Below are 15,959 nucleotides of genomic sequence, written 5' to 3'. Positions count from 1 at the left end.
CAGGGACTGTGCCAACTGGCCTGGGCCCAGCAGGGCTGGGGGTTTGGCGGGTAATTCGGGCGATATGTGTCGCAGGAGCTACAATTTTTGTAGCTTGCTACAAACAAGATGAGTGCTTGCGCCAGGGCCCCCCTTCGCGCGTTCATGCGCGCATGGCCAGATAAGGAAACGCTCCATGTTCAAGGTTACTTCTGCTGTATTCGCCGGTTTATTGGGACTCTGGGGCTTTTCCAGCGCAGCCCTGGCAGAAGGCATCACTGGCGAAGTCGGCGCAGGTATCGCTTATCAACCCCATGACCCGACCGGCAGTCGCTACGAAACGCGGCCAATCCCCTACGTGGACCTCGACTGGGGCAGCGTCAGCCTGGGCACCGATGACGGCCTGACCTGGAGCGCCCTCAATACCAACGGTTTTACCGCCGGCCCCTATATCAATTACCTGCAGGGGCGTACGGCCAACGGCTCACTGCGCGGCCTGCGCAATGTCTCGGACATGGCCGAAATCGGTGGCTTTGTTCAATACGCCCCGGTCGATTTCTGGCGTGTGTATGCCCAGGTGGGCCAGGCCGTTGGCGGCGGGCATGATCAAAGTGGCGTACTGGGTAAGCTCGGCGGTGAGTTGGGTTACCCACTGGGCAGCGGGATTATTGGCAGCACCGGCCTGATGGCGCACTTTGCCGACGCCCGCCAGACCCAGACCTATTTCGGCGTGGACGCCAACGAATCCGCGGCCTCCGGCATTCGCGCCTACAACGCCAGCGCGGGCTTCCAGAACATGACGCTGACCCAGAGTTTTGAATTCCCCCTGGCGTCCCACTGGTCGCTGCTGACCAGCGCCAGTTGGGTGCACCTGGTGGGCTCGGCGGCCAATAGCACTATCGTCAAGGCGACCGGGGACGTGAACCAGGGCCAGGTACAGACAGCCATCAGCTACAAGTTCGACTAATAAGCACACACCTTCTTACAAACTGGTCTGAGCCTTGCAATGACGCCCCGGAATTCATTTCTTCAGGACGCTATTCATGGCTCGCCCCGCTTACCGCCTGCTGCACCACTCGCTCTGGGACCTGGTCCCCATCACGATGGGCCTGGCCCATTTCGTTTTTGTCATCTGGCAGGTGACCGCCTTTCATAGCCTGAGCGGGTGGGCCCTGTTGCCCCTGGCGCTGCTCTACGCGGTGAGCCTGTCGTGGAGCATCAACAGCATCTCGCACAACCAGATCCACAACGCCTACTTCAGCCATCGCGCGATGAACCGCGCCTTCGACCTGTTGCTGTCGGTGACCATCGGCTTTTCCCAGACGCTCTACCGCGATATCCACAACCGCCATCATCGCGGTAACGCCGATCTGCCGGGGCCGGATGGGCACACCATCGACCCCCTGTCGATCTACCAGCGCGGCAAGGATGGGCAGCCGGAGAATCCCTGGGCCTATACCTTCCTCAGTTTCTTCCGTGACGACCCCAAGCCGTTCTATGACGAAATGAAGCGCAAGCGCCCGGCGGATGCGCGCTGGGTCAAGGTCGAGATCGGCGTGACAGTGGCGTTCTACATCGCCCTGGCGTTCTACAACTGGCAGGCGGTGTTGTGGCTATTGCCGTTCTGGTACCTGGGCCAGTGCCTGTCATCGCTCAATGGCTACTATGAGCACTTCGGCGGCAACCCGGACCTGCCGATCGCTTGGGGCGTGAGTTCCTATAGCCGGTTGTACAACCTGATCTGGATGAACAACGGCTACCACGCCGAACACCACTACCGGCCCAAGATGCACTGGACCAAGATGAAGGCGTTTCATCGGGAAATTGCCGAGCAACAGCGTGCGGCGGGGGTCAAGTCGATTCCAGTGTCACACGGCCTGGGCTTTTTGGTTGCACACCGCAAACCCTGACCTCCCTCCCGTAGCAGCTGTGTGACCCAGCTGCTACGGGAAGGGCGATTTCAGTTTTCTTCGCCCTCGGCCAGCAGGGCGATCCCGCCGATAATCACCGCAACCCCCACCCAATGCAGCAGGCTGATGTGTTCCCCCAGCCCCAGCCACGAACCGAGCAGCACCACCACAAACACCAACGAACTCAGGGGGAACGCCAGGGACAGGCTGCTGCGCCGCAGAATCAGCATCCACACGAAAAACGCCCCGATGTAACTGGCGATCGCCGCCAGAATCCCTGGGTTGCGCGCCACCTCGGACAACCACTGCCAGTTGAAATCCATCTGGCCCAGTTGGTTGCCAGCCACCTTGGTAAACAACTGCCCGGCGCTTTCGGTACAAATCAGCAAGGCCCACAGCACCACGGTGCCGAGGCGCCCGTGCAACCAGCCACTTGGGCGCGCTACCACAACATCCTGCGTATTCATGCCTGACTCCCAATCGCCACCAACATCACCCCCAGGGTAATCACCAGGGTTCCCAGCCAACGGCGCCGGCTGACGGTTTCCTTGAGCACCAGCTTGCCTGCCAGCACCACCCCGCAATAAGCCAGCGCCGCCGCCGGGAACAACAGGCTCAACGGCGCACGGGACAAGGCTTCCAGCCAGACGAAGAACTCGATGGCATAGGCGCCGATCCCGGCCCACAGCAACGGCGCATTGAACACCTGGCCCCAGAAGGCATTCAGGCGAAACTCACCCTCCAGCGCTGGCAGGCGGTCCAGGCCAATCTTGAAACACAGTTGGCCGATCACATCGAGCACGATGGAAAAGGCCACCAGCAACACCACGGTCAGGGTCACGGGAACAGCTCCTCAAACAGGTTGATCAGGGCTTCATTGGTGGCGGCGTTGCGCTGCAAATCCTCCGTGCTCCAACGCTCCGGCGGCGGCTGGTCGGACTTGGCCTCCCAACGCTTGAACGCGTTACTGAACACCGGCGTGGCGAACTCGCCGCACACGTCGATGCCGATGATCCGCTTGCGCGCCGCCAGGGCCCGCAGCGCCTGGAGCAGGTGGGTCAGGCGCATGCCGCCCTGGTCCCAGTTGGTGGCTGCGTCTTCACTGGCCAGCACATCTTTGTCGATGGTGATCCAGATCGCCTCGGTGGGCAGACTGGTGATCATCTGGTCCAGAAAGGCGGCCCAGTCGAGCTCCGCCAGGTTGCGCCAGTGCAGGTAGTTTTCCTGCTGCTGGTGGCCAGCACCATCGCCCACCCGGCCCCAGACCTTCGATGGCGGGTGCTGCCACGGAAACAGCTGCAATTTCCCGCGCTTGAGGGCGCCAAGGTTGCCACCGCGCAGTTGCGGGTTATGCAGGTCGTCGCTGCACGGGCCGAGGGTCACGATACGTTGGATCGCCGGCATTTTCAGCGCACGGTTGACCCACGAACCACAGTGCCGCTTGGGTGCCAGGCGCACCCAGTCGGGGTGGTTGTCGAAGTGGATCAGGCTGACAGGTTCTTTCAAATCCGCGAGGAATGCCGGCGTGAGGTGGTGATAATCGCCGGAGCCGACAAATAGAATTTCCGGCCGCGCATTGGTGGGCCGCGGCCGGTGGGCCAGGCGTTCGGCGAAGCGCTTCCAGGTTTTTTCGGTGGACCACAGGCGTAATTTAGGGCCCAGGTCCAGCAAGTCGATACGGTTGGCGCGGCCACTGGCCAAACGTTGGGCAATCGGCGCCTGACCGGTGAGGCTGTGGTCGAGGTCAAGAATATTCAAGGTAGTGTTTCACCCCTAATGGCAGCGCCCAACCGGATACCGGCTGGGCTTTAGGGGGTCAATGCAAGGGGCGGGCCAGCGGGTGAACGAGCGAAGGCTTGAAGCCTGCGCAGAACTGATGTGGGAGGGGGCTTGCCCCGATGGCGGCCTCATCGGGGCATAAGTATCTACACAACTTTTTTCAGCGGTCTGTGGCGAGGGAGCTTGGTCCCGTGGCGGCCTTCGGGCCGACCATGTGGTTGGATTTGACCGAGTACATATCCGTTGCTGCGGTAACGGCGGCTGGCGGTTCCGCTCTTACAGCGGGTCACTTTGGAAGAGCGCCAAAAGTAACCAAAAACGCTTCGCCCCAACACTCGGCACCTCGCTTAGGCTCGGTGTGCCCGAACGCAGGCTCTGGAGCGTGGGCCGCCGCGATGGGCCATCCTTGGCCCAGCGCGGCTAACCCGGCGTCCTGCCGGGTTACCCACGCTCCAAAGCCTGCGTTCGGCCAGCGTGTTTGACGGGGCGCCGAAGATCAAAAGCCAAAGCGCGGCGGCCTTAGAGCCGACCGGATTTGTAGCTGGTGTACTCGGTAAAAATGTGGGAGGGGGCTTGCCCCCGATGAGGGAGTGTCAGCCACTTATTTGTTAACTGACCCGGCGCTATCGGGGGCAAGCCCCCTCCCACATTTGGGTCTCCACAGGTCAGATATATCCATAAGTCAGGTAGACCTCATTCTGCTTTTGCTCTGCTTTTGCTCTGCTTTTGCTCTGCTTTTGCTCTGGCTTTTGATCTTAGGCGCCCCGTTAAACCACGCTGGCCGAACGCAGGCTTGAATCCGTGGGTAACCCGGCAGGACGCCGGGTTAGCCGTCCTGGGCCAGGGATGGCCCATGACGGCGGCCCACGGATTCAAGCCGGAGTAAGGGTACACCGAGCCTAAGCGAGGTGCCGAGTGGTGGGGCAAGAGCCCTTTGGTTACTTTGGGGCTCTTTTCCAAAGTGACCCGCCGTAAGGGCGGAACCCTAAGTGGCCGTTACCGCAGGAACGGATATGTACTCACCCAAACCCCAAAAAGCGGTCGGCCCGAAGGCCCCCACGGGACCAAGCCCCCTCCCACATTTGGATCAGTGTTCGACTTCAGTTTTTGGCTTCGTTGATGATCTGGCGAATCGCCCCCACAAAGGCTTCGGCCGGCTGGCCACCGCTGACAGCGTATTGATCGTTGAACACGATGGTCGGCACCGACGTCACGCCACGGGAGATCCACAACTGCTCCTGCTCGCGGACTTCAGCGGCGTATTCGTCGCTGGCGAGAATCTCGGCCGCGCGCTTGAGGTCCAGGCCGACGCTCTCGGCGATGATCGCCAGGGTGGCGTGGTCGGACGGGTCTTGGCCATCGGTGAAATAGGCCTTGAACAACGCTTCCTTGAGGTTGTACTGCAAGCCTTCCAACCCGGCCCAATGCAGCAGGCGATGGGCGTCGAAGGTGTTGTAGATACGGCTCTGGCCGTCGGTACGAAAGGCAAAGCCCAGCGCGGCCCCCATGTCACGGATGCGCTCACGATTGGCTTGGGACTGTTCGGCGGTGGAACCGTATTTCTCGGTGATGTGCTCGACGATGTTCTGCCCCTCGGCGGGCATGTTCGGGTTCAGCTCGAACGGCTGGAAATGGATCTCGGCCTGCACCTCGCTGCCCAGTTGGTCGAGGGCTTCGGTCAGGCCACGCAGGCCGATGATGCACCAGGGGCAGGACACGTCGCTGACGAAATCGATTTTCAGGGGAGTACTCATGGTAGGCAACCTCGCTGGCATTCATGTGCCACAAAAGTTGCACGATACACCAATGTCACAACACCTTCGAAGGCTCGCCCAGGTCAATCTGCGCCCAATGTGCAGCATCTTCGCGATGGGCTTGCAGGTACGGTAGAACCGCCGTCAGCAGCGGCGCCTTGAACGCTTCCTGGAAACGGTGGGCCATGCCGGGAATCAACTTCAATTGGCTGCCCTGGATATGCGCCGCCAGGTGCACGCCGTGCATCACCGGCAGCAACGGGTCGGCGGTGCCGTGGACCACCAGGGTCGGCACACGCAATTGGTTGAGCAGCGGCACGCGGCTCGGTTCGGCGAGGATCGCCATGATCTGGCGCTTCACGCCTTCCGGGTTGAAGGCGCGGTCGTAGGACAGCGCCGCCTGGTGCAACAACGCCTGGCGATCATCCTTCACGTTCGGGCTGCCCAACGCCGCGAGCAAATCCGCCTGCTGCTCCAGCGCCACTTCACGATTCGGCGCGCTGCGTCGCGACAACAACTGCACCAGCGCTGCATTCGGGGCCGGCAAGCCTTCAGCGCCAGAGCTGGTCATGATCAGCGTCAGGCTTTCCACGCGCTGCGGCGCCATGGCGGCCAGGTGCTGGGCGATCATGCCGCCCATGCTCGCGCCCAGCACATGGAATTGGCGGATCTGCAACGCGTCCATCAAGCCCAGGGCATCGTCGGCCATGTCGGTCAGGGTGTAGGGCGCCGCCACCGGCAGGCCGAGCTTGTAGCGCAGCACTTCGAAAGTCAGGTTGGCGCTGGCCGGCGCCTGGCGCCAGGTGGACAGGCCAACGTCACGGTTGTCATAGCGAATCACCCGGAAGCCTTGCTGGCACAGGGCGACGACCACTTCATCCGGCCAGTGGATCAACTGCCCGCCCAGGCCCATCACCAGCAGCAATGCAGGATCGGACGCACGGCCGATGCTCTGGTAAGCGATGCTCACCTGAGCCAGGTCGACCGTTTGGGTCGGGACATTGACATCACATCGAGAAGCCGCAAAAGACGGCAGGCCGAATAGTAGAGCGGCCAGTAAAAACAACACGCGCATGAAAAACACCGAAACGCAGAACCCCAGTAGAGCGCGAGTCTGATGAAGTTTGTTCAAGCGCGCTGCCACACTTCCATGACAGTTTGATGAAGAGTGCCCGGTGGTCGTGGTCGACAGGCCCGCGAACATGAGACAAACTCACGCTATCGCAACTTGTCACAAAATATCCTCATGGAGAGCCCGTGCTCGAGATCCGTCACCTCAAGACCCTGCACGCCCTGCGCGAAGCCGACAGCCTGGTGGAAGCCGCCGAGCGCCTGCACCTGACGCAATCGGCGCTGTCCCACCAGTTCAAGGAGCTGGAAGAGCGCCTGGGCATGCCGTTGTTCGTGCGCAAGACCAAACCCGTGCGGTTCACCAGCGCCGGCCTGCGTCTGCTGCAACTGGCCGATGCCACCCTGCCCTTGCTGCGGGGTGCCGAGCGCGATATCGCGCGGTTGGTCGGCGGCACCGCCGGGCGCCTGCACATGGCGATCGAGTGCCACAGCTGCTTCCAATGGTTGATGCCGACCATCGACCAGTTCCGTGACGCCTGGCCCGAAGTCGAACTGGACCTGGCCTCGGGGTTTGCCTTCGCCCCCCTGCCGGCCCTGGCTCGCGGCGACCTGGACCTGGTGGTGACCTCTGACCCACTGGAACTGCCGGGCATTACCTATGTGCCGCTGTTCACTTACGAAGCGATGCTCGCCGTGGCCAACCAGCATGCGCTGGCGAACAAAGCCTACATCGTGCCGCAAGACCTGCTCACTGAAACCCTGATCACCTACCCGGTGGAACGTGACCGCCTGGACATCTTCACCCGCTTCCTGGAGCCGGCCGACGTGGAACCGGCCCAGGTGCGGACCTCGGAACTGACGGTGATGATGATGCAACTGGTGGCCAGCGGTCGTGGCGTGTGCGGCATGCCCCATTGGGCGCTGCATGAATACAGCTCGCGCGGTTACGTGAAGGCCAAGCGCCTGGGCGAGAAAGGGCTGTTTGCCACGTTGTATGCGGGGATTCGTGCGGACATGCTGGATGCGCCATACATGCGCGACTTCCTGCTGACGGCCAAGGACACTTCGTTTTCCACGCTGGACGGGGTCAGCGCGGTGCGCTGAACCCCTCTCCCCGTCAGACAGTGCTGGCCAGGGATTCGCGATAAAACGGCAGGATCAGGTCACGGGTCAACGGCGCCAGCGCCAGGCCGCCATCACCGGCCGGGTCAATCCAGCGCACCTCTTCGATTTCAGCGGCGGGGCTCACCGGTACATCAATGTGTACCTGGAACAACTCGGCTTGCACGGTGAAACCCGGCTCGTTGGCAGCCGGGGCCGAGAAGCGGCCGAGGTACACGGCCGCGCCGGGGTCAATCTGCAGGTTCAGTTCTTCGTACAGCTCACGGGCCAGGGCTTGGACAGGTTGCTCACCGGCGTCGATCTTGCCGCCGGGTTGCATGAAAGCCTGGGTGCCACGCTTGCGCACCAGCAGGGTTTGGCCGTCGCCGCCGATCAGCAGGGCCGCGGCGATTCGAATCGTAGTGGTCATGTACAGGCTGCCTCGAATGAAAGGGCCGCAAGGATCACAGAAAGCGCCTCAATCGGAAAGCAGCGCACCTTCTTCAGGGTCTTTGATAAACACGGTGTACTTGGCCCCTTCCATCGCTTCAAACGCAATCAGCTTGTCCACCAGCGGCAGGTTCAACACCTTGCCGGCGTTGAGCAGCAACATGCCGTTATCGGCATTGAGATTGCGCGCCAGCACCATGCCTTCGGTCAGTTCGCGGGTGGTCAGCGCCTTCACGCTCGGGTCGCCCAACGTCACGTCGCTGAGGAAGGCAGCGCACGCGTGGATAAAGTCCTCCAGCATGTCTGGGTCGTAGAGCTTGCCGGCATATTTGCGAATGAAGAGCAGCGCTTCATCGCTGTTCATCTGCCGCTCGAGGATCAAGCCCTTTTGTAACTCGATAAAGTCGACGGCCAGTTTCAACAACCGCGACCCCGAGGGGATCTGCTCGCCCTTGAGGTGGTCCGGGAAACCCGTGCCGTCCCAACGCTCCTGGTGATGGCGGATCAAGCGTGCCGCGTCCTTCATCGGCTCCAGGGTCATCAGCAACGACTCGCTCTGGGTCGGATAGGCCCGATAACGCTCGCGATCGGTACTGTGCAGCATGTCCGATGGCGCGACCATCATGCTGTCGCTCCAGCTCAACTTGCCAATGTTGTAGAGCGCGGCGGCCATGGCCAGGTCGCGGGCACTGGCTTCGTCGATCGCCTGGGCCCTGCAATACACCCGGATCAATTCGATCAACTGGCGATTGGTCTGCTTCTGCTTGGGTAAGCGCAGGTTGGCCAACAGCGAAAACACCTCGGTGCCGGTCACATAGCTGCGCTTGAGCTCGTCGTAGGCCAGGTCGAGCATGTCGGCGGTCTGTTGCAACTCGGCGGTGCGCGCCGCCACGCGTTTTTCCAGGGTGGCATTGAGCACTTTCAATTGCTCGTTCTGGTCGCGGGTCAGGCGCTCCAGGCGCTGGTGCTCAACGCACTGGCGCAGGGTCAACTGCAACTCATCGTCATTCCAGGGCTTGCTGATATAGCGATCGATCTGCCCATCGTTAATCGCCTTGACGATGGTCGGCAGGTCAGCGTAGCCCGTCAGCAGGATGCGACCGGTCGACGGGTACAACTGATGGACCCTGGCCAGCAGCTCGGCCCCATTCATGCCCGGCATGCGTGCATCGCTCATCACCAGGTCGATGGGATGGGCCGCCATGATGTCCAGGGCCTGGGCACCGCTGCTGGCCAGCATGACCTCGTAGGGTTGACCGCGCAGGAGGCGACGCAGGCTGTTGAGGATCGATTCTTCGTCGTCAACCAGCAGAATGGTGGGTTTATAGGGCGATGTCGTAGCGAGTTGTGCGTCCATGGCGACTCTGCCTTCGAATAAAACAAAATTGAGCGAACTTGAACCCTTATGTCACACCTTGACCCGTCACCGGATGCCAGGTCGACTGGCGTTGCCTATCGTGCAGCAGGAACCGGGGTGATTTGACGCCAACTGGCCATCAAATTCAAGCGCGCTCGACTATGCTGTCACCGAAGGCCAACACTGTGCTTAAACGTAGTCTCAGGGAAGGGGTCGTTATGTCGTCGAGTCGTTTGCAGTTGGGGAGTGCGCCATGAGCCCGGATTCAGGACGGGCCAACCGTCGCATTCTGATCGTCGATGACTCGGCCTCGATCCATGAGGACTTCCGCAAGATCCTGTGTGCCGATCCAAACGGCGAGCCGTCCATGGACAGCCTCGAGGAAACCCTGTTCGGCACCGCGCCAGTGCTGCGCCAGGCCTTCGAGCTGGACTCCGCCTACCAGGGCCAGGAGGCGCTTGCCCTGGTCAACCAAGCCCTGGCGGCCGACGCCCCGTATGCCATGGTGTTCATCGACATGCGCATGCCGCCTGGCTGGGATGGCCTGCAAACCATTGAACAACTGTGGAACGTCGACCCCCACCTGCAAATTGCCCTGTGTACGGCTTATTCCGACTATTCCTTTGAAGCGATCGAAGCGCGGTTGAAGTACAACGACCAACTGTTGATCCTGAAAAAGCCGTTCGACCACCTGGAAATACGCCAGATGGCCAGCGCTCTCACCTGGAAATGGCAGCTCGCCCAGGACGTCGCACTCAAGGTCATTGGCCTGGAGCGCACCATTGAAGAACGGGTGCAGGAACTGCTGAAGGTGTCGCACCTGCTGCAATACGACGCGCTGACCGAGTTGCCCAACAGCACACTGCTGGGCGACCGATTGACCCAGGCCATTGCCCTCGGCAGGCGTCACGACACTCAACTGGCCGTCATCTTCATTGGCCTGGACCGGTTCAAGCGCATCAACAACGCCCTGGGTTATCCTGTGGGTGACGAGGTGCTCAAGCATGTCAGCCAAAGCCTGGTGGCAGCGGTGCGTGAGTCGGATTCGGTGTTCCGGTATGGCTCCGACGAGTTCGTCATCGTGCTCAACGATATTCAGCACCCTCGGCAAACCCAGCACGTCGCACAAAAATTGCTCAAGGCGATCAACATCACCCGGCATATCGCGAGCCATGACCTGAGCGTCACCGCGAGCCTGGGCATCAGTATTTATCCCAATGACAGCGGTACGGCGGTCGAGCTGATCAAGCACGCGGAAACCGCCATGCACGCCAGCAAGGAACATGGCCCGGACGACTTCAGGTTTTATACCGAGGACATGAACCTGCGCGCCCGGCACCAGCAAGACCTGGAAAGCGCGATGCACCAGGCGTTGGAACGCGACGAGTTTGTGCTGCACTACCAACCCAAGCTGGATTTGACATCCGGCCGCATCGTCGGGGCCGAGGCACTCTTACGCTGGTTTCAACCGCAATCGGGTTGGATCGGCCCAGCCGATTTCATACCCGTTGCCGAAGACAGTGGCCTGATCATCCCCCTCACCCAATGGGTGTTGCGCCAAGCCTGCACGCAAGCACAGGCCTGGCGCTCGATGGGCCAGTTTCCCCTGTGCATCTCTGTGAACATCTCGGCCCTCGACTTCCGCCAGCGGGATTTTGTCGCTAACCTGGCCGCCATCCTTGAGCAAACCGGCCTGCCGCCCGCCCAGCTGGAGCTGGAGATCACCGAAAGCGTGCTGATGCAGAATGTCGACGACACCGTCGAAACCCTGCAGAAAATCAAGGCCATGGGGGTGCGCCTGGCGCTGGATGATTTCGGCACCGGTTACTGCAGCCTCAGCTACCTGCGCCGTTTCCCCATCGATGTGCTGAAGATCGATCAATCATTCGTGCAGGGCTTGACTGTAAACAGCCGGGACAAACAGCTGATCAGCGCTATCATCGCCCTGGGCAAGAGCCTGGAGTTGAACATCATCGCCGAAGGGGTGGAAACCATCGAACAGTTGAATGTCCTCAAGGCGCTCCAATGTGAAGAGGGCCAGGGGTATCTGTTCAGCCAGGCCCTGCCCGCGAAGGACTTTGCCCAGTTGCTGCGGGTGGGTTGCGACTCGCTGATGCCCCGTCAATAGCCCCGTGCCTGCAAGGAGTGCTCGTTTGAGCGAAGTTCCAATTTACCGTCTTGGCCTCCTGCTCACGTTATGGATGGGCGCGGGAGCCCCGCTGGTGGCGGCGCCGCTGGACGAAGCGCTCAAACCGTTACCGCCGGTTCCGGAACTCGACCCGGCCAAGGTCGAACTGGGCCGCCAGTTGTTCAACGAGCCGCGCCTGTCGGTCAATAACACCCTGTCATGTGCCAGCTGTCATCGCCTGGAATCCGGTGGTGCCGACAACAAGCCGTTCTCCCTAGGCTTCGACGGTAAGCCCGTGGCGATCAACACCCCAACGGTGTTCAACGCCAGCCTGAACTTCAAGCAGTTCTGGAATGGCCGGGTGGACACGCTGGAGGCGCAGATCGAACAAGTGGTCATCAGCCCGGTGGAAATGGGCAACGACTGGAAAACCGTGGTGCAGAACCTCTCCGCCCTGCCCGCCTACCAGGCGGCGTTCAAAGGCGCGTACCCCGATGGCGTGACTGCGGCCAACGTACAAAACGCCCTGGCCACCTATGAGCGAACCCTGCTCACCCCGAATTCGCGCTTTGACCAATACCTGCTGGGCAACACCGAGATCCTGACGATCCAGGAAAAGTACGGCTACCAGCGCTTCAAGGACTACGGCTGCATTGCCTGCCACCAGGGGATCAACATCGGCGGCAATATGTTCCAGAAGTTCGGTGTGATGGGCGACTACTTCAAGGCGCGCGGCAACCCTGTCGAGTCGGACCTGGGGCGCTACCTGTTGACCCAGGATGAAGAGGACCGTCACGTGTTCAAGGTGCCGAGCCTGCGCAATGTCGCGGTCACGGCCCCCTATTTCCACGACGCCTCGGCCAAGACCCTGGAGGAAGCCGTCGACGTGATGTTCAAGTACCAGTTGGGCCGTATCCCGTCCGCGGAGGATAAAGACCTGATCATCCAGTTTCTCAAGACACTGACCGGCGAATGGGCAGGTAAACCGCTATGAGCCGACCATCATGACCCTCTCCCGCCGCCGCGCCAGCCAATTGTTCCTGGGGTGCATGACGATGTTGCTGGCCTCGATACTGGTCTTTCTGTACATCAAGTCCTCCAACGACCAGGCCGCCTCCTACACCCAGTCACGCGACCTGATCCGCCAGTTGCAGCAACTCAACGCACAGTGGGACAGCGAGGTGCTCAAGGCCAGGATCGCCATCACCCACAATTACGACCCGCTGGTGACACCCCTCACAAAAATGACCCAGCTGTGGGCCGAGCTGGAAGCACATGACTCGTACCACAACCCTGAAGACCTGCGCGCCTGGCAAGCCAGCCAACAAGCCTACCGGGAGGCGATCCAGGAAAAAGCCCGGCGGGTCGACCAGTTCAAATCCCACAATGCGGTGTTGCGTAACTCCCTGGCCTTCCTGCCGACGGCCGAAGACGATATCCAGGCGCAGTTCAACCAGGTGAACGGGCCCGCCAAACTGCAACTGCAAAGCGTGGCCACCGACACCTACGACTTGCTGCTCAGCAGCATGGAGTTCGCCCAGATCACCAGTGACGAGCGTGCCGCCGACATCCTCGTCGGCCTGGGCAAGCTGAACGTCAACAAAGAACTGTTGCCCAGCGCGTTCCAGGCCCCCGTGGACATTTTGAGCAATCACATCGAACTGATTTTGCGCGAGCAGCCGGTGGTCAACACCTTGCTCGAACAGATCGCCGCCATCCCGGTGGCCGAACGCCTGGATGAACTGACCACCCACCTCAATCAGGATCAACAGGCCGCCGACCGCATCGACCAGAAATACCATCGCTACCTGCTGGTGTTCTCGACCCTGCTGGTCGCCTTGTTGCTGTACCTGGCGATTCGACTGCTGCGCAGCGTCGCCGAGATAAACCGCGTCAATCGCGCCTTGCAGGCCGCCAACGAAACCCTGGAACAACGCGTCGAGCGGCGCACTCAACAGCTCAAGGATGCCCAGAGCGAGCTGATGGACAATGCCCGCCAGGCCGGCATGGCCGAGATCGCGACCAATGTGCTGCACAACGTCGGCAACGTGCTCAACAGCGTGAACATCTCCGCCGACCTGGTTGCCCGTAAACTGCGCAGCAGCAAGGCACAGGGCCTGGGCAAGGCCATGCAATTGATCAACGAGCACCAGGGTGACCTCGGCACCTTCCTCACCGAAGATGAAAAGGGCAAGCTGTTGCCCGGCTACCTGAACCAACTGGTAAACGCCATTGCCGTTGAACAGCAAGGGCTTACAGACGAGCTGGCACAACTGAGCAAGAGCGTCGACCACATCAAGGACATCGTCTCCACCCAGCAATCCTATGCGGGCGCATCCAGCCTGCTGGAGCCGCTGGATATCAGTGCCTTGATGGAAGATGCCTTGCGCATGAACGCAGGCGCCCTGAGCCGTCATAACGTCACGGTGATCAAGGAGTACGCAGCCGTGCCGCAGATCCTGGGGGACAAACATCGCCTGTTGCTGATCATGGTCAACCTGATCAGCAACGCCAAGTACGCCATGGCCAACCTGAGCGACCGGCCACGCCGCATCACCCTGTCCGTCACGCCCGTGGATGGCGACACCTTGCAGATCAGCGTCAAGGACGACGGCGAAGGTATACCCGCAGAGAACATGACACGGATCTTCACCCACGGCTTTACCACCCGCAAGGAAGGCCACGGCTTCGGCTTGCACAGCTGTGCCCTGGCCGCCCTGGAAATGAACGGCCAGCTCAGCGCCCACAGCGATGGGCCGGGCCAAGGCGCTATATTCACCTTGAAGATTCCTCTTACCCGGCCGGAAGTCAGTCATGAACCAACCACCTAACCGGCGCATTTTGCTGATCGATGACACGCCGTCGATCCACGACGATTTTCGCAAGATCCTGACGCCGCCGATCGAGACCAACCAGGTGCTCGATGAAATGGAGTCAGCCCTGTTCGGCGACAGTACCCAACCGGCCGCCCCGGCATTCGAGCTGGACTCGGCCTATGGCGGCGAAGAGGGACTGGCATTGCTCGTCACCGCCATGGCCAAGCAACTTCCCTATGCATTGGCCTTTGTCGATATGCGCATGCCCCAGGGCTGGGACGGTGCCAAGACGATCGAGGAGCTATGGAAAGTCGCCCCCGGCCTGCAAGTGGTGGTGTGCACGGCGTATTCGGATTATTCCTGGGAAGATTTGCTCGCCCGGCTGCAAGCCCATGACCGCCTGCTGATCCTGAAAAAACCCTTCGACAACATCGAAGTCCAGCAGATGGCCAACACCCTGACCAACAAATGGGACATGGCCCGCCGTGCCTCGCTGCAAAACAGCCACCTGGAACAATTGGTGGTGCAGCGCACCCAGGCGCTGACCCACGCCAGCGAGGCGCTGCAAATCGAAATCGACGAACGCAAACACCTGGAAAGCCAACTGGTGCAGTCGGAAAAGCTGGCGTCGCTTGGGCAACTGGCGGCGGGGGTCGCGCATGAGATCAATAACCCGGTGGGGTTTATCTCGTCCAACCTCAATACCCTCGACAGCTACTTCAGCCAACTGCAACAGATGCTGGGCGCTTACCGGCAGGCTGAGGAGATGATCGAATCGGGCGAGCAGCGTGATCAGCTCAAGGCTTTGCGCGAAAGCCTGGAGCTGGATTTTCTCAAGGAGGATATTCCGGTCCTGATCCATGAATCCAAGGAAGGCATCAACCGCGTGGTGCAGATCGTCAGGGACTTGAAAAACTTTTCACGGGTGGACAACGACCAGACCTGGCAGTGGGCCAACCTGCAACAAGGCATCGACTCGACGCTGAACATCGTCGCCAGTGAACTCAAGTACAAGGCCGATGTGGTCAAGCACTACCAGCCCTTGCCGGACATCGAGTGCCTGGCCTCGCAGCTCAACCAGGTGGTGATGAACCTGGTGATCAATGCGGCCCAATCCATGGGGCCGGAGCGCGGCACCATCACCCTGAGCACCGGCGTGGAAGGCGACACCATCTGGCTGGAAGTCGCGGACAACGGCTGCGGGATTGCCCCGCAGGCCCTGCAAAAGATTTTCGACCCGTTCTTCACCACCAAGCCGGTGGGTGAAGGGACGGGGCTGGGGCTCTCGCTGTCGTATGGGATTGTGAAGAAACATCACGGGACTATTACGGTCAGCAGCGAAGTGGGCAAAGGCACCACCTTCCGGGTGGTGCTGCCCATTCGGCAAACAGCCTAGTCGCCCCGTACAGCTCGGCTTTTTTAGATCGATTGCAATAACGCCAAAGCGCAAACCAAGCCTAGGTAAATCGCGACGCGATCGAGGCTGCCCCTCAACCACAAACCGCCACAAGACCAATGACCGGCAACAGCAGGAGCCGGCCCCGCCCACTCACCCCACGCCGGCAGACGCCACTCAAAAAACCGTCCCGCACTGTCATTTCTGACAGTAGACGG

General features: G+C 60.9%; 14 protein-coding genes. 7 read left to right on the top strand and 7 right to left on the bottom strand.

Going from position 1 to position 15,959, the window contains the following annotated elements; genetic code table 11:
- The first annotated feature begins 175 nt into the window (after positions 1-175).
- Together P2T68_RS07180 and P2T68_RS07175 are read left to right on the top strand one after the other, a co-directional pair.
- A complete protein-coding gene (locus P2T68_RS07180) occupies positions 176-946 on the top strand; it encodes a MipA/OmpV family protein (RefSeq protein WP_024073689.1) in 771 nt (256 codons plus the stop codon).
- A 76-nt stretch (positions 947-1,022) separates the two neighbouring features.
- Positions 1,023-1,889: a fatty acid desaturase gene (locus P2T68_RS07175; protein ID WP_277379200.1), complete on the top strand. Its 867-nt coding sequence runs from the start codon at positions 1,023-1,025 to the stop codon at positions 1,887-1,889.
- A 50-nt stretch (positions 1,890-1,939) separates the two neighbouring features.
- Here the strand turns inward: P2T68_RS07175 and P2T68_RS07170 are convergent, their stop codons facing one another.
- The 5 genes from P2T68_RS07170 to P2T68_RS07150 form a co-directional block, all read right to left on the bottom strand.
- A complete protein-coding gene (locus tag P2T68_RS07170) occupies positions 1,940-2,356 on the bottom strand; it encodes an EamA family transporter (RefSeq protein ID WP_069075347.1) in 417 nt (138 codons plus the stop codon).
- Complete coding sequence (locus tag P2T68_RS07165) at positions 2,353-2,730, bottom strand: EamA family transporter (RefSeq protein ID WP_024073686.1); 378 nt, start codon at positions 2,728-2,730, stop codon at positions 2,353-2,355. The genes P2T68_RS07170 and P2T68_RS07165 overlap by 4 nt, the downstream gene beginning before the upstream one ends.
- On the bottom strand, positions 2,727-3,647 hold the full coding sequence (locus P2T68_RS07160) for an arginase family protein (RefSeq protein ID WP_024073685.1): 921 nt from the start codon (positions 3,645-3,647) through the stop codon (positions 2,727-2,729). The genes P2T68_RS07165 and P2T68_RS07160 overlap by 4 nt, the downstream gene beginning before the upstream one ends.
- Before the next feature lie 1,121 nt (positions 3,648-4,768).
- Complete coding sequence (locus tag P2T68_RS07155; RefSeq protein ID WP_024073682.1) at positions 4,769-5,422, bottom strand: DsbA family oxidoreductase; 654 nt, start codon at positions 5,420-5,422, stop codon at positions 4,769-4,771.
- A gap of 55 nt (positions 5,423-5,477) precedes the next feature.
- A complete protein-coding gene (locus P2T68_RS07150) occupies positions 5,478-6,497 on the bottom strand; it encodes an alpha/beta hydrolase (RefSeq protein ID WP_041160850.1) in 1,020 nt (339 codons plus the stop codon).
- A 182-nt stretch (positions 6,498-6,679) separates the two neighbouring features.
- On the opposite strand from P2T68_RS07150, the gene metR reads away from it, so the two are divergent.
- Positions 6,680-7,597: a transcriptional regulator MetR gene (metR, locus tag P2T68_RS07145; protein ID WP_024073680.1), complete on the top strand. Its 918-nt coding sequence runs from the start codon at positions 6,680-6,682 to the stop codon at positions 7,595-7,597.
- A 13-nt stretch (positions 7,598-7,610) separates the two neighbouring features.
- On the opposite strand, the gene P2T68_RS07140 is transcribed toward metR, so the two are convergent.
- Positions 7,611-8,024 (bottom strand): NUDIX domain-containing protein, encoded by a 414-nt coding sequence (locus P2T68_RS07140; protein ID WP_024073679.1) that lies wholly within the window; start codon positions 8,022-8,024, stop codon positions 7,611-7,613.
- A gap of 48 nt (positions 8,025-8,072) precedes the next feature.
- Positions 8,073-9,401 (bottom strand): HD domain-containing phosphohydrolase, encoded by a 1,329-nt coding sequence (locus P2T68_RS07135; protein ID WP_024073678.1) that lies wholly within the window; start codon positions 9,399-9,401, stop codon positions 8,073-8,075.
- 253 nt (positions 9,402-9,654) lie between these two features.
- Between P2T68_RS07135 and P2T68_RS07130 the strand changes: the two genes are divergently transcribed.
- The 4 genes from P2T68_RS07130 to P2T68_RS07115 are packed head-to-tail and all read left to right on the top strand — an operon-like array spanning position 9,655 to position 15,741.
- Positions 9,655-11,529: a GGDEF and EAL domain-containing protein gene (locus P2T68_RS07130; protein ID WP_277379197.1), complete on the top strand. Its 1,875-nt coding sequence runs from the start codon at positions 9,655-9,657 to the stop codon at positions 11,527-11,529.
- 25 nt (positions 11,530-11,554) lie between these two features.
- A complete protein-coding gene (locus P2T68_RS07125; RefSeq protein WP_024073676.1) occupies positions 11,555-12,523 on the top strand; it encodes a cytochrome c peroxidase in 969 nt (322 codons plus the stop codon).
- A gap of 10 nt (positions 12,524-12,533) precedes the next feature.
- On the top strand, positions 12,534-14,360 hold the full coding sequence (locus tag P2T68_RS07120) for a DAHL domain-containing protein (RefSeq protein ID WP_024073675.1): 1,827 nt from the start codon (positions 12,534-12,536) through the stop codon (positions 14,358-14,360).
- Positions 14,344-15,741: an ATP-binding protein gene (locus P2T68_RS07115; protein ID WP_277379196.1), complete on the top strand. Its 1,398-nt coding sequence runs from the start codon at positions 14,344-14,346 to the stop codon at positions 15,739-15,741. The genes P2T68_RS07120 and P2T68_RS07115 overlap by 17 nt, the downstream gene beginning before the upstream one ends.
- Positions 15,742-15,959: the final 218 nt, after the last annotated feature.

The organism is Pseudomonas sp. G11 (genome assembly GCF_029457515.1).
Lineage (GTDB): Bacteria > Pseudomonadota > Gammaproteobacteria > Pseudomonadales > Pseudomonadaceae > Aquipseudomonas > Aquipseudomonas gorinensis.
Note: the sequence above shows the minus strand (reverse complement) of the source record. Positions and strands in the feature narration are given on the sequence as shown.